Genomic DNA, 18201 nt, shown 5'->3' with positions numbered 1-18201 from the left:
GCCTTGCGCGTTCAGGGCGCGGTGGCGGCAGGCGGGGCGTGGGTGGCGGCCGGCGGAGCGGTTCGCGCGGCGCCGTCGACGGCGGCGACGGGCGCATTCTGATCGGTCGCTGGCTTGGGAGCCGCGCCGTTGGCCGAGCGGGCGGCTTCGGCCTCGGCGTGGCGCAGGGCGTCGGTCAGGTACCAGTGGCCGTCGCGACGTTCGACCGCGAGCTCGGCCTCGATCGCCTTGCCGGCCAGCGTGTACTGCAGGCGGATCCGGGCGCGCTCGCCCTCGCGTGCGATCAGGCGCGCGCGCGCGGTGGCGAGGTCGGCATCGACATCCAGCCCGTACACCTTCACCACGCGCTTCATCCGCTCGAAGAACGGACCCATGCGCTCCAGGCTGTGGCGCATGCCCAGCTGGCGGAAGCGGTCCGGCCCGCCGGCGAGGCCCGTCTGGCGAGCGCCGGCGACCAGCGAGGGAATCGTCTGGCGCGCGAGTTGCACGTCGCCCAGCGGTGCCTTCTGCGCCCAGCGGCTGATCGCGCTCACCAGTTGCACGTAGTGCGCGCGTTCGTCGTCGCTGTAATCGCCTTCCGCGCGCAGGTACTGCGTCGCGAACAGTCCCAGCGTGGCCGCAGCGGAGCGGAGCTCGGCGTTCGCGCCGGAAAATTGACGCCGGTAGACGGTCAGCAGCTGCTTCTCCGCACCGGGTGCGGACAGGGCGTCGATGAAGGCGGGCAGGCGGTCGTCGAGCGGGAGGTCGGTCAGCGGCCAGCGCGTGCGGCCTTCGTTCCAGGCGGTGTCGAGCCGGGCGTGCAGCTCCGGCGGGACGGCGTGGCGCGAGTAGCTCACCAGGTCGTTGCGGCGAAGGTCGCGGATCAGCTGTTCGACCGCCTGCGTGGGTTCGGTCGGGGTCGGCTCGACCACCGGCGCGGGCGCGCGCTGGCACCCGGCCGCCACGAGGGCGGCCAGCAGCGTCAGCGCGGCGGTGGCGCGGGTGATCGGTCTCATGCGGATGCGGCTTCCCCCAAGTCGCTCGCGGCATCTTGGCGGCGTGACTGGAAGCCGGCAAGCCAAGGCCGTCCCGGATTGGAAATGTGGATGCGCGCGTCGAAATACCGGCATGGCGTCACATTCTTTGGGTCAAAAAGTGACGCGAACCGTCCAAATACGTCTTCAGCTTCGGAAAATGTGATCGAAATCTCGTTCAGGATTGGCGAAATCAGCTGCTTCACGCATTCCTAACGGGTCGAAACCCGTTTTGAGACTCTTGGCACAGTTTCTGCTTTCCAAGCCCTGACCCGGCATTTTCGCCGGCGCAAGCGTCCTGCCACGCGCCGGACCTTATTCACTCCAAGGGCTTAGTACTCATGAAGAAGATCCTCCTCGTTGCCGTCGCTGCTGCCGGCCTCGTCTCGGTCGCTCCGGCCTTCGCCGTCGACGGCACGATCACCATCAACGGCGCCGTGACCGGCACCACCTGCACCATCGCCAACAACGGCAACGTCACCGTGACCCTGCCGTCGGTCTCCACGACCTCGCTGACCGCCAACGGCGCCGTCGCCGGCCAGAAGGCGTTCGCCCTGAACCTGAGCGGCTGCGCCGCCAGCACCAAGGCCACGGCCTACTTCGAGCCGGGCGCGAACATCGATCCGGCCACCGGCAACCTGCGCAACGCCACCGGCGCGGGCAACGCGACCAACGTCCAGGTCCAGCTGTACAACTCCGACCTGAGCGCCATCAACCTGTTCAGCAACAACGCCAAGCAGGTCACGATCGGCACCGCCGGCCCGATGAACTTCTACGCCGGCTACTACGCCACCGGCCAGGCCACCGCCGGTACGGTCGCCACCAGCGTCATCTACACGATGACCTACCAGTAAGCAGCCGTACCCCGGGCGCGGCTTTCGGGCCGCGCCCGCCTCGGTTCCCCCGGACCGACCCTTTCCAGGACCCTCCCATGACCGCCTTCCTCCGCGCCGCCGCCGTGGCGCTGCTCGCCGCGTGCACCCTCGCTCCGGCCGCCCAGGCCAACGTGCTGATCGGTGGCACCCGCGTGATCCTGCCCGCGAAGGACGGCGAGGTCACCCTGCGCCTCACCAACGAGAACGACACGCCGGCCCTCGTGCAGGCCTGGATCGACAACGGTGATGCGAAGTCCACCCCGGACAATGTCGACACGCCGTTCCTGATCACCCCGCCCATGTTCCGCATGGAGCCCAAGCGCGATCAGAACCTGCGCATCCTCTATACCCGCGAGCCGCTCCCGGCGGACCGCGAATCGCTGTTCTGGCTCAACGTGCTCGAAGTGCCGCCCAAGCCGGTCGAGCGCGGCCCGGACGCCAACTACCTCCAGCTGGCGCTGCGTTCGCGCCTCAAGCTGTTCTTCCGTCCGGAAGGGCTGCAGGGCGATCCGATCAAGGCGCCGGCCGAACTGGTGTTCCACGCCGTCGGCAACGCGCTGGTCGTGAACAACCCGACGCCGTTCCACATCACGCTCACCGACATCGTCGTCCAGGTGGGCGGCAAGGCCGTGGCCGTCGAAGGCGGCATGGTCGCGCCGAAGTCCGAACTGCGCCTGGCTGCGGCCGGCCTGTCCGCGCCTGCCGGCACGCCGGTCCGCTTCAACGCCATCAACGATTTCGGCACCCCGGCGCCGTTCGTGGGGGCGACCGCTCCGTGACGTTGCGCACCGGCCAATTCGTGCCGGTACCCTCGCGCGTGCCGGGCCGGGCCCTGCTCGGCGCGGCGATCGCCTGCGCGCTGCTGGCGGCCACCGCCGCGCACGCCGCGCCGGCGCCGACCGCCCCGGCCGATGCGCAGTTCGACATGTCGCTGCTCGTCGGCGGCAGCCAGCAGACCGACCTGACCCGCTTCGAGCGCGGCAACGTCGTGATGCCGGGCATGTATCGCCTCACGCTGTTCCTTGCCGACGAATTCACCGGCTTCGCCGACGTGCGTTTCGAATCGCCCGAACCGAACGCCAACGCCCTGCCGTGCATGACGCCGGAACTGTTCGGCGCGCTCGGCCTGCCGATGGAAAAGCTCGACGAGGCCGCGCGTGCGCGCCTGGACTCGGGTTGCGTCGCGCTGCCGGAGCTGATTCCCGGTGCCACCGCCACCTACGACCAGAGCGAGCTGCGCCTGGACGTGACCGTGCCGCAGGCCTGGCTCGGCTACCGCGCGCGCGGTTACGTCAGCCCCGACCAGTGGGACGACGGCGTCACCGCCGGCCTGCTCAACTACAACGCCAACCTGTACCGAACGCGCAGCGGCGGGCTGGAGCAGACGTCTGGTTTCGTCGGCCTCAACGCCGGCCTGAACCTCGGTGCCTGGCGCCTGCGCCACGACGGCAACTACAACTGGCAGTCGTCGGTCGACGGCGCGCCGTCGACCCATCAGTACCAGTCGATCTCCACCTACGCCCGGCGCGACATCGCCCAGTGGCAGGCGCAGCTCACGCTGGGCGACAGCTACACCAGCGGCGAGATGTTCGACAGCGTCGGCGTGCGCGGCGTGCAGTTGTCCACCGACGACCGCATGCTGCCCGAATCGCAGCGTGGTTACGCGCCGACCGTGCGCGGCGTGGCCGAGACCAACGCGCGCGTCAGCATCCGCCAGAACGGCATGCTGCTGCTCGAAACCACCGTGTCGCCGGGTCCGTTCGTCATCGACGATCTCTACGCCACCGGCTACGGCGGCGACCTCACCGTCACCGTGACCGAGGCCGACGGCCGCGTGCGCGAGTTCCAGGTTCCGTATGCGTCCGTGCCGCAGCTGCTGCGCCCGGGCACGTCGCGCTTCTCCATCGCCGCCGGCGCCGTGCGCGACGACGCCTCGGAAGACGAGCCGATGATGGTGCAGGCGACGCTGCAGCGCGGCCTGACCAACCGCGTGACCGGCTATGCCGGCGCGCTCACCACCGACGGCTACGTCGCCGGCTTGGGCGGCGTCGCGCTCAACACGAGCCTGGGCGCGATCGCGCTCGACCTCACCGCCGCACGTACCAAGATGCCGACGCAGGAAGCCGAGACCGGCCAGAGCCTGCGCGCGACGTACAGCAAGATCCTCCCGAACTCCGGCACGTCCTTCAGCCTGGCGTCGTACCGCTATTCGACCAGCGGCTACTACAGCCTTCGCGAGGCGCTGGCGGCGCGCGATTTCGCGCTCGGTCGCCCGGTCGACACCGGCATGGACGACACGCTGCCCGGCGTGCTCACGCCCGAACAGCGCGAAGCCCTGCAGGGCCGCGACGCACGCCTGGACGCCTACACCAGCGCCCTGGAGCGCCAGCGCAACCGCTTCGACATCAACGTCAGCCAGCAGCTGGGCGAACGCGGCGGCCAGCTGTACGCCACCGCGTCGGCGCGCGACTACTGGACGCGCGAAGGCACCGACACGCAGTTCCAGCTTGGCTACAACAACCACTTCCGCGCCTTCAACTACAGCGTGTCGGCTACCCGCCTGCGCAATTTCGATGGCCGTTACGACAACCAGTTCTTCGTCAATTTCAGCGTGCCGCTGGGCAGCTCGCCGCGCGCGCCGACCCTGACCGCCGGCGTGGTGCGCCAGGACGACGGCCAGCAGCAGACGCAGCTGAGCGTCAACGGCACCGCCGGCGAAGACGGCCGCTTCAGCTACGGCGCCACCGCTGCGCACAGCGACGAGGTCGGTTCCTACGGCAGCGTCAATGGTGCGTGGCGCGGCAGCGCCGGCGTGCTGTCGGGCAGCTACGGCGAAGGCGATGGCTATTCGCAGGGTTCGGTCGGCCTGATGGGCACGCTGGTCGCCCATCCGCACGGCGTCATCGCCGGCCAGCCGATCGGCGACACCATCGCGATCATCTCCGCGCCGAACGCCAAGGGCGCGCGCGTGGTCAACGCACCGGGCGTGCGCGTCAACCGCTTCGGCCAGGCGCTGGTGCCGTACCTGACGCCGTACCAGTACAACTCCATCGAGCTGGACCCCAAGGGCCTGCCGCTGGACGTGCAGCTGCAGTCGACCAGTGCCCGCGTCGCGCCGCGCGCCGGTGGCGTGTCGATGCTGACCTTCGAAACCGAATACGGCCGCGCGCTGCTGCTGCGCGTGCGCATGGGCGATGGCCGCCCGGTGCCGTTCGGCGCCGAAGTCACCGACGTGCAGGGCCATGCGCTGGGCACCGTCGGCCAGGGCGGCCGCCTGCTGCTGCGCGGCGCCATGAAGGAAGGCACCGTCTCGCTCAGCTGGCAGGAAGAGGACAAGCCGATGCAGTGCACCTTCACCTACCAGACGCCGGAGCCCAAGCCCGGCGCCGCTCCCACCGCCCTGCCGATGGCCGACGCGCGCTGCACGCCGACCGTCACCTTCGCCGCCGCCAGCCTGTGATCGACTAGGCCTCCCGATGACGACCGACCCGACCGCGAACGTTGCCCAGACCACCACGCTGATGCGCCTGTTCCGCGTGTGCTGGGCGCTGCTGATGCTGGGCTTCCTGTATGCGGCGCTGCCGTCGAACGCGTTCGCCGCCACGTCGAACTGTTCGACCAGTTCGTCCGGCAGCCTGACGATGGGCAGCGTGAGCGTGCCGGTCAACGCGGCCAACGGGACCACGCTGGGCACGCCGGTGCAGCTGACGATGACGTTCAACTGCACCAACGTGCCCACCGATTCGTCGGGCAACAACCTGTACGTGCAGGCGGGCAACCTCGCCGCGCGCGATGCGGCCGACACCGGCGCCAACGGCATCCTGTTCGACACCAGCATCGCCGGCATCGCGCTCAAGATCACCGCCAGTCCCGACCAGGCGTCGGCCAGCGCGTGTCTGCGCTGCGGCCCCAACTCGACGGCCGGCTTCGAAATCGGCGCGCTCGACCGGACGTGCACGGGCAACGGCAACAACCGCCGCTGCACCGCGACCATAACCGAGACCTTCACCGCGCAGTTCGTGAAGACCGGCACCGTCACGCCGGGCACCGTGCAGGGCCTGCAGCTGATGCAGTTCTGGTGGTACGAGTACGGCACCACGGCCAGCAGCGGTCCGATGGGCACGGCGCTGACGCTCAATGGCGGCGCGCGGGTCTCCTCGGTGGGATGCAACGTCGATACCGGTTCCCAGAACATGACGGTGACGATGCCGACGGTCTCGACGTCCGCACTGAAGACGCAGGGCGCGACCGCCGGCCGCACGCGCTTCAACATCAACCTGTCCTGCCAGGCGGGCACCACGGCGAGCATCACCTTCGCCACGACCAACGCCTTCAACAACGCCAGCGGCATCATCGCGCCGACGACGGGCACCGGCATGGCGGCCAACATCGGCATCCAGCTGCTCGACGGCACGGCGTCGGCGGCGGTGCCGTTCAATGCCGCGCAGTCGCTGGGCACCACGCCCAGCGGTGCGTGGGCGGTGCCGTTCCATACGCAGTACTACCGCACCAGCAGCAGTGCGATCACCTCCGGCACCGTGCGCGGCACGCTGACCTTCACCATGACCTACCAGTGAACCGCGCGGGTGCGGCGGCTAAAGCCGCGCGCATCCGGGTCGTAAACCTTCCTGTTCAATCGTAGGTCTGCGTCGCCACCCATACCGCGTTCTGGTTGCCGGCGTCGCGGACGTAGCCCGCGTAGTAGCTCACCAGTTGCGAGCGCGCATGCGCCGCGGCGGGTTCCACCTGCAATGTGTAGGTGGTGGTGTTCGACGAACCCGCACATTGGGTTCGAAGGTGATGCGGCACGGTCTGTGCAGGGGTTTGGATTGCGGCAGGCATGCACGTGGGATTGACCACGCTGCCCGTGAACGTCATGCGGCCGCCGGCCGCGTGCGCATTCGCGCCTGCCGTTACCAGTACTACCACCATTGCGCAGAGCACGGCGCCCACCGTGACTCTGACTCGCTTCATGGCCTTTCCTTGCGCCTCTATGCGCGTAGTTCGCCTGTTCGCTCCATCGGCCGGGCTGAAGCTTCCTGAAGGGCTTTGCCCGGTCGGCGTCCGAGAATTGCAACCGACGTCACAGTTCAAGCGGCATCGTGCCGCCCGGACAGCGAAGCGCATCCGGGATCACGGCGGTGTGTTCTGGCGAAGGAAAGACCGACCGTCCGTCGCCGGCGTGGGCGCGCGGGCGAAGAAAAAGGAGGCCGGGGGCCTCCTTCAAATCCGGCCGGGGCCGGAGGACTTCGAGTTGTGGCATGGCTCCGGCTCGCGCCGGACGGAGGGCAGACTACCTGCCCTCCAAACCTAATGCAACCTCTCAAGAAACAGGTTGCAACCCATTGATTTCAAATAACGAAATCAGGGCGCGAGGTTCAACGCCGCGCGCTTGGCCTCGCGGCGCGCTTCGCGCGGCTGGGCCCAGTCGTTGTTGAACAGCGCCGGCTCCCAACTGCCGTAGGTCGGGTTGGGGAGCATGAACCAGCGCTCGCCGAACCAGTCGCCGTATTCGTCCAGCAGCTGCGAGCGGCCGTCGCGCGTGTTCGCCGTGACCTGCACGAAGTCGCCGAGCTGGTCGCCGAACTGCATTCAGCACGCGGTACTGCTGCCCGGCGAGGCGGCGACGGCAATCCTTCTCGCTGCCGTTCTGCTCGCAGCCTTCCACGACGGTGCCCAGGCCGAGGAACACACTGTCGTCCTTCACCGGCATGCCGACGGCCTTGAGGTTGGCGATCGTCGCGTCCTTCAGGTGCACCGCGCGGTTGGAGAGGTAGAGGATCGTCACGCCCTTCGCGCTCGCGGCCTTGGCGAACTCGACCACGCCCGGCACCGCCTTGGCTTTCTTCTCGGCGACCCAGGCGTCCCAGGTGACCTCGTCGTACTCCTTGCCCTGACTGACCAGGCGGGCCTGGTAGGGCGAGTTGTCGAGCACGGTCTCGTCCACGTCCATGACCACTGCCGCCGGCAGGCCGGTGGACGGGTTGCCGCGCTCGCCGGTGACCAGCGCGTCCCAGTTCTTTTCGTTCAATGCGACATCGAGCCTGTCCGCCGCGGCGCGGTAGACGGTCGTGGTCGCGGCCTGGTATTCGGCGCTGGTCTGCACCCAGAGCACGGCGTTGAGGTTGTCGTCGGCCGGCGCGGTCGGCTTCGCGGTCGCAGCGGAGGACGCTGCGGGCGCGGGCGCGGGTGCGTCGGCGGCCGGTGCCAGCGTGTCGCTCCGCTTGCATGCGCCCAGCGCGAGCGCGCAGGCCAGGACGGTCAGGGTGAGTACGCGGTGCGACATGGCGTGGGGCCGTTGACGATTGGGCCCGCGAGTTTAGCCGACGTCGTCGGCATGTCCGGTTTCAGCCGCATGGCAGCGGCAATGCGACAGGGCCGGCAAGGCCGACCCTGTCATGGTGCTTCGAAAGGATGCTTCAGAAGCGCAGTTCGACACCCAGCGTCGTGGTCGAGGCCGTGCCGATGTCCTCGTCGTAGTCCGCATCGTCGAAGTCGGAGTACGCGTAGCCGTTCACCATCACGTTGACGCTGAGGTAGCGCGTGAGATCCACGCCGACGCCCGCACCGAAGTACGCGCCATCGGTGTCCAGCTGCGTCGAGCTGGTGTAGGTCTCGCGCGGGAACGTCAGCACCTGTTCCTCGTAGCGCTCGTCGAGATCGGCGCGGAAATCGGCGTAGCCGGCGCGCGCGATCGCGAACCAGCGGCTGTTGCCGAAGGCGAAGCGCGCGTTCGCGCCGATGTGGTTGTAGCGCGTCTCCAGGCTGCTTTCGGAACGGCTCCGGATGAAGGAATCGGAGTACTCCTCCACGTTGCCGACCGCATCGACGCGGCCCGTGCCGGCCTCGATGCCCACCTGGACGTAGGGGCCTGCCTGCCAGCGGTAGCCCAGGCTGAAGGCCTGCGTGTCGGCGCTGTCCTCGCCGGTGTCGATATCCTCGTACGTCGCTTCGCCGAAGTTGCCGGCCAGGAAGAACTGCCCCTGCGCGTGCGCCATCGGCGACAGCGCGCCGCACGCGAGCGCCAGCAGCGCCGCGTATCCATGCTTGATCATCTAAACCCTGCTCCTGTGATTGACAGGGCGCTCCCCGCGCCCCGGCCCGCTCCGGGCGCGCGAATTCTAGCCGTGCGCGCGCCCGCGCGCCCAGCGTCTGCTCAGGTTGTGGCTACTTGCAGCGATACCTGCTTGCGACCGTCGGCAACCCATTGCGAGCCGACTTCGCTGAAACCGAAGGCCGCGTGGAAACGCCGCGACGCCTCGTTCGGCGGCACGGTGTAGAACTCGCAGGTCACGGTGTCGACGTCCGACGCGCGCGCAAAGTCGAACAGGTCGCGATACAGCAGCGGCCCGAGCTTGCGTCCCTGGTGCGTGCCGGCGACGACGACGCGATCGACGTACAAAAAGCGCGGATAACGCTGCGCGAACCACACGTAGTTGGGACTGTCGTAGGCGACGCCTTCGCGGAACGCCAGCAGGAACGCGACGACCTCGTCGTCCTCGCACGCGACGCGGTGGTACGCGGCCATCGCATCGAGTCCGCGCAGGCGCGAGGCGTCCATCGGACTGAGCATCTCTTCCGATTCGAGGTTCAGCGCGAGGATGCGTGCGTGATCGGCCGCGCTGGCGGGACGAATGGAGAAGCTCACGCGGCGGCCTCGTAGAGTTCGATCGGCAATCCGTCGGGATCGGCGAAGAAGGTGAAGCGCCGACCGGTGTATTCGTCCACGCGCAGCGGCTCCACTTCGACGCCAAGCGATTCCAGTTCCGCCGCGCTGGCGGCCACGTCGGTCACTTCGAACGCGAGATGACGCAGACCGCGCGCTTCCGGTCGCGACGGGCGCGGCGGCGGCGACGGAAACGAAAACAGTTCGATCTGCGTGCCATCCGGCAGCGCGAGGTCGAGCTTCCACGAGTCGCGCGCTTCGCGGTACGCCTCGGCGACGACGCGCAGGCCGAGCACGCGCGTGTAGAAATCCTTCGAACGCGCGTAATCGGAGGCGATGATGGCGACGTGGTGGATGCGGTGGAGATGCATGTGGTTCGTCATTCCACGAAAGCTGGAACGCATTCTGCGCCGCGCGAGGATCGAAAGCGATCCGCGCGACTCGCGGAGTTACTCGCCCAGCAATGCCTTGATCGCCGCGAATCCCGCCGCCGCGCGTTCCTGCTTGCGTGCCGCGTCGGCGACCGGATCGGCGCCGTCGCGCTGGATCTCCGCCGCCGGCAGTTCGTCGAAGAAACGGCTGGGCTTCAGGCGCAGCTTGTCGCCCCACTTGGACGCCTCGCGCGAATGCGACAGCCACAGCTGTTCCTTCGCGCGCGTGATGCCCACGTAGAGCAGGCGGCGTTCTTCTTCCAGCGAGCCTTCCTCCAGCGCCATTTCGTGCGGCAGCGTGCCGTCTTCCATGCCGACGATGAAGACGTAGCGGAACTCCAGGCCTTTGGCGGCGTGCAGCGACATCATGCGCACCTGGTTGCCGGCTTCGCCCTTGTCGGCGTGCGACAGCAGCGCGAGTTGCGCGGCGAGTTCGCCCGGGCCGGAGCCCTTGCCGCCGTCGAACCATTCCGACAGCTCTTCGAGGTTTTCCTTGCGTCGCTGGAAACTCGCCTCGTCCTTGCACTGCGCGCGGATCGACGCGAGCAGGCCGCTCTTTTCGGCGAGCATGCGCACCAGTTCCGCCGGCGAGATCTTGAAAGCCTCGCCGCGCAGGTGGCGCACGATGCTGACGAAACCATCGAGCGCGTTGGCCGCACGCGGCTGCAACTGCTTGAGCACGCCGATCTGCTCGGCCGCGCGCGACATCGGCATGTGCGCCTGCTGCGCGAGTTCGGCGAGCCTGGCCAGCGTCGTCGCGCCGACTTCACGCTTGGGCGACTGCACGGCGCGCAGGAACGCGGCGTCGTCGTCCGGATTGGCGATCAGGCGCAGCCACGAAAGCGCGTCCTTCACTTCGCCGCGTTCGAGGAACGCCGTGCCGCCGCTCAGGTGGTACGGCACGCGCAGCAACTGCAGCGATTTCTCCAGCACGCGGCTCTGGAAGTTGCCGCGGAACAGGATGCAGAAATCGCTCCACGGCGCCTGCTTGGCGGCGGCGAGGAAGTGGATCTCGGCGGCAACCTTCTCCGCTTCGTGCGCGCTGTCGCGGCATTCCCACACGCGGATACGCTCGCCGTCGGGCTGGTCGCTCCACAGCGTCTTGGGATGCTCGTGCGGGTTGTGCGCGATCAGCGCGTTGGCCGCGCGCAGCACGCGGTTGGAGCAGCGGTAGTTCTGCTCCAGCTTGATGATCTGCAGCGATGGATAATCCTTGCCCAGCTGCAGCAGATTGTCCGGATTGGCGCCGCGCCAGGCGTAGATCGACTGGTCGTCGTCGCCCACGCAGGTGAACAGGCCCTTCTCGCCGGCCAGCGCCTTCAGCAGGCGGTACTGCGCGTCGTTGGTGTCCTGGCATTCGTCGACGAGCAGGTAGCCGATGCGTTCGCGCCATGCCAGCCGCAGCGTTTCGTCGCCTTCCAGCATCTGCACCGGCAGGCGGATCAGGTCGTCGAAATCCACGGCGTTGAACGTCGAAAGCCGCGCCTGGTAGCGCTGGTACATCAGCGCCGCTTCCATTTCGCGCGGGCTCTTCGAGACGGCCAGCGCTTCCTCCGGCGACAACCCCGCGTTCTTCGCGCGCGAGATCAGGTTGCGCATGTCGTCGATCGCGTCGGGCTTGCTGCCCGGCGGCATCAGGTCCTTGATCTGCGCAGTGCTGTCGTCGCTGTCGAAGACGGAAAAGCCGCGGCGCAGGCCGGCCTTGGCGTGGTCGATCTGCAGGAACTTCAGGCCCAGCGCATGGAACGTGCAGACCGTCAGGCCTTCGGCGGCGTCGCCCTTGATGCGCTTGGCGACGCGCTCCTTCATTTCCTTCGCCGACTTGTTGGTGAAGGTGATGGCCGCGATGCGCTTGGCCGGCATCGCGCGCGAGGCGATCAGGTGCGCGATCTTCTCGACGATCACGCGCGTCTTGCCGCTGCCCGCGCCGGCGAGCACGAGCAGGGGGCCGTCGGTGTGCAGGACGGCGGCGCGTTGAGGAGGATTGAGACCGTGCATGGGGCGCGTTTGCTGCCGCTGGGGCGGCCGCGTATTGTGCCGGAAGCGCCTTTCGGATGGGCGCGGCGCGAGGCTGAACACGCCGTGGGATGATCCGGTGGCCACCGTGCCGATGTTCCGTATCCGAGTGGAAGTCCCGACGAAAGGAAGGATCGCCATGCCAACCGCACGTTTCCTGATCCCGGCGCTGCTCGCGCTTGTGTTCGCGACCGACGCGCGCGCCGACGAGGCGCCGCCGCTCACCGGCGCCAGCTTCATGGAGCTGGACGCGATGCTGCCATCGCTGCGCGGACGCCCGAACGAGGAGTTCCGCGTGCAGGGTCTGAAGGCGTACCAGCAGCGCCACTTCGACGAGGCGATCGCCCGGTTCGAACTGGCCTCCGGCTATGCCGACAAGTATTCGCAGCACTATCTCAGCCTGATCCACTGGCACGGGGTCGGCACGCCGGTCGATCGCGTGCAGGCCTACATCTGGAGCGACCTGGCCGCGGAGCGCGGCAACGCGCGCCTGCTCGCGATACGGGAGAAGATGTGGGCGCAGCTGAGCTCGCAGGAACAGGCGCGTGTTCCGCGCGAAGGCGAGGCGTACTACGCACGATACGGCGACGACATCGCCAAGCCGCGCGCCGAAGCCGAGATGCGCCGCTTCGCGCGCGACATGACCGGCAGCCGCGTGGGTTATCGGAACCAGCGCATCGAAACCGGCGGCGGTCCGGTGAACGGCGTGTTCCTCACCGAGGTCGGCAGCAACGCCGCGGCCTACGCGGTCTCGGTCGCGGGTTCGCCGGACGAGCTGTACGGCAGGGAAGGCGGCCTGCGCCGCCTGGACGGATACTGGCAGGAACAGGATCGCCTGCTCGACGGCACGGTCGAAGTGGGTGAGCTCGAAACGGTACGACGCGGCGGCCGCGGGCCGATCGCTCCGCGCGAACGCTGACGCACGACCCCCATCATCATCGCGGAGAACGCCATGGAACTGGTTGCCTCGATCCTCTTCGCCACCGCGCTGGCCGCCGGGCCGACGACGCCCTCGCCGGAGGCACTGGACGCCGTCGTCGCGCCCAGCGATCGCATGAACGCCTCGGACCTCGACGAACGCACGCGCCTGGCGGCGAATTTCCCGAACGAACGCAACCGCCTGTTTGCGAGCGAGGCCGCGGCGCAGGGCCGCTGGGACGATGCCCTGCGTCTGTTCACCACCGCCGCTCGCTACGCCGACAAGTACTCGCAGCACCGCATCAGCCTGATGTACTGGCATGGCGTGGGCGTGGAGCGCGATCCCGCGCTCGCCTACGCGTGGGCCGACCTCGCGGCCGAGCGCATGTATTCGAGCTTCGTCGTGCTGCGCGAGAAGATGTGGCTCGAGCTTGATGAAGCCCAGCGCGAGCGCGCGCTGCACGAAGGCGCGGCGCTCTACGCGCGATTCGGCGACCAGGTCGCCAAGCCGCGGCTTGCCGCGGAGATCACGCGCCAGAACACGCAGATCACCGGAAGCCGCGTCGGCTACACCGACGGCCGCCTGTACGTGCACGCGCCGGCGCCCGGTGCGAACACCATCGAGGACACGCAGGGCGGGTTCGACCTGCGCGCGATGTACGCGCCGTGGCGACTCGACCCCGAGCGCTACTGGGCCGTCGAGGACGCGATCTGGAAGGACGGCTCGGTCGAAGTTGGCCCGGCCCGCAAGGCGCACGCACGCGACCGCGCCGACGACTGATCCGTCCCCCTGAAGGCGCGCGCGGCCGCGGTTAGACTCGGCGCTCGCCCCTCGAACGGATCCGCCATGCGCCTGGGCCTGGCCGCCAACCGCCTGCACCACCTTCGCGAAGACGCCGCACTGTTCCGCTGGCTGCAGGCTTGCGAGCCGGGCATCCGCGAACTCGGGCTGGAACTGCACACCGTCGGGCGCACATTCGACGCGATCGCCTCGGCGGGGTTGCTGCCCGGCTACACCGGGCTTCGCCGCTATCCGTACGGACGCGACGGCGGCTTGATGAAGCTGGTGGCCGAAGTCGTCGGCCTCGGGAGCCCCGAACGCACGCTCGACGGCGCGATCTACCTCATCGATCCGGTCGATCCGTCGTCGGTGTTTCCCGAAGCGATCGCGCTCAAGCGCCAGTGCGTGATCCACGGCAAGCCGTTCATCTCGACCGTGGCGTCGGCACGCGACTGGATCGAGGTGGAGCGCATGCACGCCGGTTTCGCGCCCGATCCGAAGGCCGACCCGCTGCACGCATTCGAAACGCAGACGCTGGCGCTGATCGCGCACGACGCGATGAAGCCGCAGATGATGGCCTACGCCGCCGAGCACTTCGACGTGCTGTCGCGATTCCAGCGCCGCGTCGCCACGGGCACCACGGGGCAACGCCTGAACGAGCTCGCATGGAGCCGCGGCTGGCCGCAGGGGCAGGCCTGGGTCCAGCGGTTCGAAAGCGGCCCGATGGGCGGCGACGCGCAGATCGCCGACCTCGTGCTGGAGCGCCAGTGCCAGCGCGCGATCTTCTTCGAGGATCCGCACGTCGCGCGGCAGCACGAGGCCGACATCCAGCTGCTCGAACGCGCCGTCACCACCGTCACCTTCGACGCCGTGTGCATCACCTCGCCGGCCGTGGCGACCCGCTGGGCGGCCGCGGTGCGCCTGCGGGCGGAGCGTCGCGGCTGACCAGCGCCGGAGACGCATTCCGGCCTTGATTTCAAGCCTGTAGTGCGTGCCGTGCGCGCCGTACACTGCACGCATGGCGAAGCTCTATTTCTATTATTCGGCGATGAACGCCGGCAAGACCACGACGCTGCTGCAGTCGGCGCACAACTACCGCGAGCGCGGCATGCGCGTGGCGATCCTGACGCCGCGCCTGGACGATCGCGCCGGCACCGGCGTGGTCGCCTCGCGCATCGGCCTGCGCTCGGAAGGCATCGCGTTCGAACGCACCGACGACCTGGACGCCATCGTGCGGCGCGACATCGCCGAACACGGCCCGCTGAACTGCGTGTTGGTCGATGAAGCGCAGTTCCTGACGAAGTCGCAGGTGTGGCAGCTCAGCGAAGTCGTCGATGCGCTGCGCATTCCGGTGCTGTGTTACGGCCTGCGCACGGATTTCCGCGGCGAGTTGTTCGAAGGCAGCCAGTACCTGCTCGCGTGGGCGGACGAGCTCACCGAGATCAAGACCATCTGCCACACCGGCAAGAAGGCGACGATGGTCGTGCGCGTCGACGCGCAGGGCCGCGCGGTGCGCGAAGGCCCGCAGGTCGAGATCGGCGGCAACGATCGCTACGTGTCGGTGTCGCGCGCCGAGTACAAGAAGGTCATGAGCGGCGAGGGCACGATCGAGCCGGTGCAACCGCCGCTGCCGTTGTAGCTCGAATCAACCGCAGCCGCGGACGATCGCCGCGACCTCGCGCGGGATCGCGCCGCCGTCGGGCTGCGCCTCGCGCAGCTGTTCCTGCAGCGTATCCAGCCGCGCCATGGCGGTATCGCGGTCCGGCCCATGGCAACGCAGCTGCGCCGCATAGGCCTGCGCGCGCCACGCGGTGCGGCGCAGATCCAGATCGCCGTGCGACAGGCCTGCCAGCGCATCCAGACGCGTCAGCGCGCCGTCGTCGCCTTCCAGCGCCTGCGCGTGCGCGAGCGAGAGTTCGGCTTCGCGCGTGTTCGGATGCGTGCTGCCGTAACCGCTACGCGTCAGCGTGACGGCCTGCGCGAGATGCGCCATGCCCTGGTCGTGCTGGCCGAGCGAGAGTTCGATCACGCCCAGCAGCCGGTCGCTGTCGCCGATCAACGCATGTCGCGGCCCGAAACGCGCGATGCGCAAATCGCGCGCTTCGGTCAGCGACTTGAGCGCGGCGCGGTCGCGGCCGATCGCGTGCAGCAGCCGCGCCTGGTCGAACAGCGCGTCGGCGAGCCGCGCGTTGTCTTCCTCGCGACGCGCCAGCGCGACCGCATGCTGCATCGACGCCAGCGCCGTCGCGTTGTCGCCGCGTTCCCATGCGACGAGGCCGAGCTGCCGCTGCAGGCGTCCGAGTTCGCTCGCGCCGCGCTTCGTTTCCGCCGGATCACCGCCTGCGTGCACGCGCCGCTGCTGCAACGCGATGGCCTCGCGCAGCTCGCGATCGGCTATCGCGTAACGGCCCTGTTCGATATGCAGCCCCGCGAGCTGGCGACGCAGCGACAGCGTGGCCGGGTGCTGCGCGCCGTACACCTCCAGCCCGAGCGCGAAGGCATTCGCAGCGGATCGCTCGGCGGCATCGATCTGTTCGAGGCCCTGCTGGAGCGAGGCCATGTGCGAGCCGATCTCGACCATCAGCGCGTGCCGCGCGCCGACCTTCTGCTGCAGCTGCGTGCGCGCCTGCTGGTAGCCCTGCAGCGCGGCGCCGGACTGCCCGGCATCGGCCTGCAGGTTCGCGAGATCAATCAGGTTCTCGACCGTGCCGACGTCGTCGCGATCGTCGCGTCGCAAGGTGAGCGAGCGTTCGAACAGCTGGCGCGCACCTTGCCGCTCGCCGTTGTCGCGGCGGCAACGTCCGAGCTGCGAGTAGAACTCGCTGACCTGCGGCGGCAGCTGCGCCTGTTCGCGGCGCGCGGTCGGCAGCGCGGGCTGCATCAGGCCGATGCACTGGCGCGGCTCGCCGAGCAGCCGCAGCGCCTGGCCGCGCTGCGTCAGCGATTCCAGCTGCAGGCTCACCGGCGCATCGGCGGCGGTTTCCAGCACGCCCGCCTGCCGGTTGAGCAGCACCAGCGCTTCGCGGTAATCGCCCAGGCCGATGCGCAGGCGCGCGATCACGCCGAGCAGTTCGGCGCGCGCGCGGGGTTGCAGCGCGAGTTCGCGATTGCCGCGATCGAGCGAATCGTCGAGCAGCCCGCGCAGGTCGAGCGCCTGCCCCTCCGGCGTGCCGCGTGCGCTTTCGAACACGCCGACCATGAAGTCCTGCATCGCCTGGGCGCGTCCGGCTTCCGCGACGGCCTGCCGCGCCTGCCACGCGACGATCGCGAGCGCCGCGGTCAGCACGACCGCGACCAGCGTGCCCGTCGCCAGCGCCCAGCGATGGCGACGCAGATATTTGCCGAAGCGGTACCCGAGGTTCTGCGGACGCGCCTGCACCGGGCGCCCGGCTTCGTAGCGACTCAGATCCAGCGCCAGCGCCTCGACCGACGGATAGCGATGTTCCGGCCGCTTCGACAGCGTCTTGAGCACGATGTTGTCGAGATCGCCCGACAGCATCCGCGCGTGGCGGCGCAGCGCGTGCACGTCTGCGCCCGCGTCTTCGGCGCGACGCAGCACGGTGTGCGAAGGGCGCTGCGGATCGGCGGCGAGGATCGCTTCCTCCCATTCCGCATCGGTCTGCCGCTTCAGCCGATACGGCTTGGTGTCGGTGAGCAGTTCGAACAGCACCACGCCGAGTGCGTACACGTCGGTCATCGTCGTGACCGGTTCGCCGCGGACCTGTTCGGGCGCCGCGTAGTGCAGCGTGAACGCGCGCACGCCGGTGCGCGTCTGCTCGATCATCGGCGCGTCGGAGTCGAGCAGTTTCGCGATGCCGAAATCGAGCAGGCGCACGTCGCCGCTGGGCGTCACCAGGATGTTCGATGGCTTCAGGTCGCGATGCACGATCAGGTTCGCGTGCGCGTGGCTCACCGCATCGCAGATCTGGTGGAACATGCGCAGCCGCTGTTCCAGCGGCAGCTGGTGGTTGCGGCAGTAATCGGTGATCGGCTCGCCTTCGACGTATTCCAGCGCGAGGTACGGCAGCCCGTCGCTGCTGATGCCGGCATCGAGCAGGCGCGCGATGTGCGGATGCGCCAAGCGCGCGAGGATCTGCCGCTCGCGCGAGAAGCGCAGGCGGAGATTGCTGTCGGCCAGGCCCGGGCGCAGCAGTTTCAGCGCGACGCGGCGCTGGTACAGGCCGTCGGCGCGCGCGGCCAGCCACACCTGGCCCATGCCGCCTTCGCCGAGCAGGCGTTCCAGGCGATACGGCCCGACCTCGCCACCGGCGCGCAGCGCGGACAGCGGCGGGATCAGCGGTTCGGAAAGGAAATCCTCGTGGCTTTCGTCCAGCGTGATGAGCGTCTGCAGCTCATCGGCGAGCGCCGGATCTTCCTCGCGCAACTGCGCCAGGCGCAGTTCGCGCGCCGGCGGCTCCAGTTCGAAGAGCGCGTCGAGCAGCGGGGAGATGCGTTGCCAGCGCTCGGGATCCATCGTTCAGGGTCCGGGGGCCAGGGATCG

The 18201-nt window shown here is 68.9% G+C and carries 16 protein-coding genes and 1 pseudogene; 8 read left to right on the top strand and 9 right to left on the bottom strand.

Translation table 11 applies throughout. The features are described from left to right. Window positions 1-11: 11 nt before the first annotated feature. Window positions 12-995, bottom strand: a complete 984-nt coding sequence (locus tag ABIE51_RS00425; RefSeq protein WP_192631826.1) for a hypothetical protein — start codon at window positions 993-995, stop codon at window positions 12-14. Then, window positions 992-1219 carry a hypothetical protein gene (locus ABIE51_RS00420; protein WP_192631825.1) on the bottom strand — a complete coding sequence of 76 codons (228 nt, stop codon included), beginning with the start codon at window positions 1217-1219 and terminating at the stop codon, window positions 992-994. The genes ABIE51_RS00425 and ABIE51_RS00420 overlap by 4 nt, the downstream gene beginning before the upstream one ends. Window positions 1220-1354: 135 nt before the next feature. Between ABIE51_RS00420 and ABIE51_RS00415 the strand changes: the two genes are divergently transcribed. From ABIE51_RS00415 to ABIE51_RS00400, 4 genes are all read left to right on the top strand, one after another. Continuing rightward, a complete protein-coding gene (locus ABIE51_RS00415; RefSeq protein WP_192631824.1) occupies window positions 1355-1867 on the top strand; it encodes a fimbrial protein in 513 nt (170 codons plus the stop codon). A gap of 77 nt (window positions 1868-1944) precedes the next feature. Then, window positions 1945-2667, top strand: coding sequence for a fimbrial biogenesis chaperone (locus tag ABIE51_RS00410; RefSeq protein WP_192631823.1), 723 nt, complete (start codon window positions 1945-1947; stop codon window positions 2665-2667). Beyond that, the gene (locus tag ABIE51_RS00405; protein WP_192631822.1) at window positions 2664-5348 is read left to right on the top strand and encodes a fimbria/pilus outer membrane usher protein; all 2685 of its coding nucleotides are present in this window, start codon (window positions 2664-2666) and stop codon (window positions 5346-5348) included. Before ABIE51_RS00410 ends, ABIE51_RS00405 begins: the two co-directional genes overlap by 4 nt. A gap of 16 nt (window positions 5349-5364) precedes the next feature. Continuing rightward, a complete protein-coding gene (locus ABIE51_RS00400; RefSeq protein ID WP_192631821.1) occupies window positions 5365-6465 on the top strand; it encodes a fimbrial protein in 1101 nt (366 codons plus the stop codon). Window positions 6466-6520: 55 nt separating this feature from the next. On the opposite strand, the gene ABIE51_RS00395 is transcribed toward ABIE51_RS00400, so the two are convergent. The 6 genes and pseudogenes from ABIE51_RS00395 to ABIE51_RS00370 form a co-directional block, all read right to left on the bottom strand. Next, entirely contained in the window at window positions 6521-6862 is a 342-nt protein-coding gene (locus ABIE51_RS00395) for a hypothetical protein (RefSeq protein ID WP_192631820.1), read from the bottom strand. A gap of 390 nt (window positions 6863-7252) precedes the next feature. Beyond that, window positions 7253-8174 (bottom strand): annotated as a pseudogene (locus ABIE51_RS00390) (HAD family acid phosphatase). Between the two features lie 133 nt (window positions 8175-8307). After that, window positions 8308-8943: an outer membrane protein gene (locus tag ABIE51_RS00385; RefSeq protein ID WP_192631818.1), complete on the bottom strand. Its 636-nt coding sequence runs from the start codon at window positions 8941-8943 to the stop codon at window positions 8308-8310. Between the two features lie 101 nt (window positions 8944-9044). Then, on the bottom strand, window positions 9045-9536 hold the full coding sequence (locus ABIE51_RS00380; RefSeq protein WP_354503047.1) for a GNAT family N-acetyltransferase: 492 nt from the start codon (window positions 9534-9536) through the stop codon (window positions 9045-9047). Continuing rightward, on the bottom strand, window positions 9533-9925 hold the full coding sequence (gene gloA2, locus ABIE51_RS00375) for an SMU1112c/YaeR family gloxylase I-like metalloprotein (RefSeq protein WP_192631817.1): 393 nt from the start codon (window positions 9923-9925) through the stop codon (window positions 9533-9535). The genes ABIE51_RS00380 and gloA2 overlap by 4 nt, the downstream gene beginning before the upstream one ends. Window positions 9926-10003: 78 nt before the next feature. Further along, the gene (locus tag ABIE51_RS00370; protein WP_192631816.1) at window positions 10004-11983 is read right to left on the bottom strand and encodes a UvrD-helicase domain-containing protein; all 1980 of its coding nucleotides are present in this window, start codon (window positions 11981-11983) and stop codon (window positions 10004-10006) included. A 157-nt stretch (window positions 11984-12140) separates the two neighbouring features. On the opposite strand from ABIE51_RS00370, the gene ABIE51_RS00365 reads away from it, so the two are divergent. The 4 genes from ABIE51_RS00365 to ABIE51_RS00350 all read left to right on the top strand — a co-directional run bounded on the left by ABIE51_RS00365 (window position 12141) and on the right by ABIE51_RS00350 (window position 15339). Further along, entirely contained in the window at window positions 12141-12920 is a 780-nt protein-coding gene (locus tag ABIE51_RS00365) for an SEL1-like repeat protein (RefSeq protein ID WP_192631815.1), read from the top strand. A gap of 33 nt (window positions 12921-12953) precedes the next feature. Next, the gene (locus ABIE51_RS00360) at window positions 12954-13700 is read left to right on the top strand and encodes an SEL1-like repeat protein (protein ID WP_192631814.1); all 747 of its coding nucleotides are present in this window, start codon (window positions 12954-12956) and stop codon (window positions 13698-13700) included. A 66-nt stretch (window positions 13701-13766) separates the two neighbouring features. Continuing rightward, window positions 13767-14645 carry a methylglyoxal synthase gene (locus ABIE51_RS00355; protein ID WP_157031413.1) on the top strand — a complete coding sequence of 293 codons (879 nt, stop codon included), beginning with the start codon at window positions 13767-13769 and terminating at the stop codon, window positions 14643-14645. Between the two features lie 73 nt (window positions 14646-14718). Then, on the top strand, window positions 14719-15339 hold the full coding sequence (locus ABIE51_RS00350) for a thymidine kinase (protein WP_192631813.1): 621 nt from the start codon (window positions 14719-14721) through the stop codon (window positions 15337-15339). Between the two features lie 6 nt (window positions 15340-15345). Here ABIE51_RS00350 and ABIE51_RS00345 read toward each other — a convergent pair whose 3' ends face one another. Continuing rightward, window positions 15346-18174: a protein kinase domain-containing protein gene (locus ABIE51_RS00345; RefSeq protein ID WP_192631812.1), complete on the bottom strand. Its 2829-nt coding sequence runs from the start codon at window positions 18172-18174 to the stop codon at window positions 15346-15348. Window positions 18175-18201 lie beyond the last annotated feature (27 nt).

The organism is Lysobacter sp. OAE881 (assembly GCF_040546665.1).
In the GTDB taxonomy this organism is placed as follows: domain Bacteria; phylum Pseudomonadota; class Gammaproteobacteria; order Xanthomonadales; family Xanthomonadaceae; genus Lysobacter_J; species Lysobacter_J soli.
The sequence above is the reverse complement of the archived record's forward strand: the minus strand, read 5'-3'. Positions and strand labels throughout refer to the sequence as shown.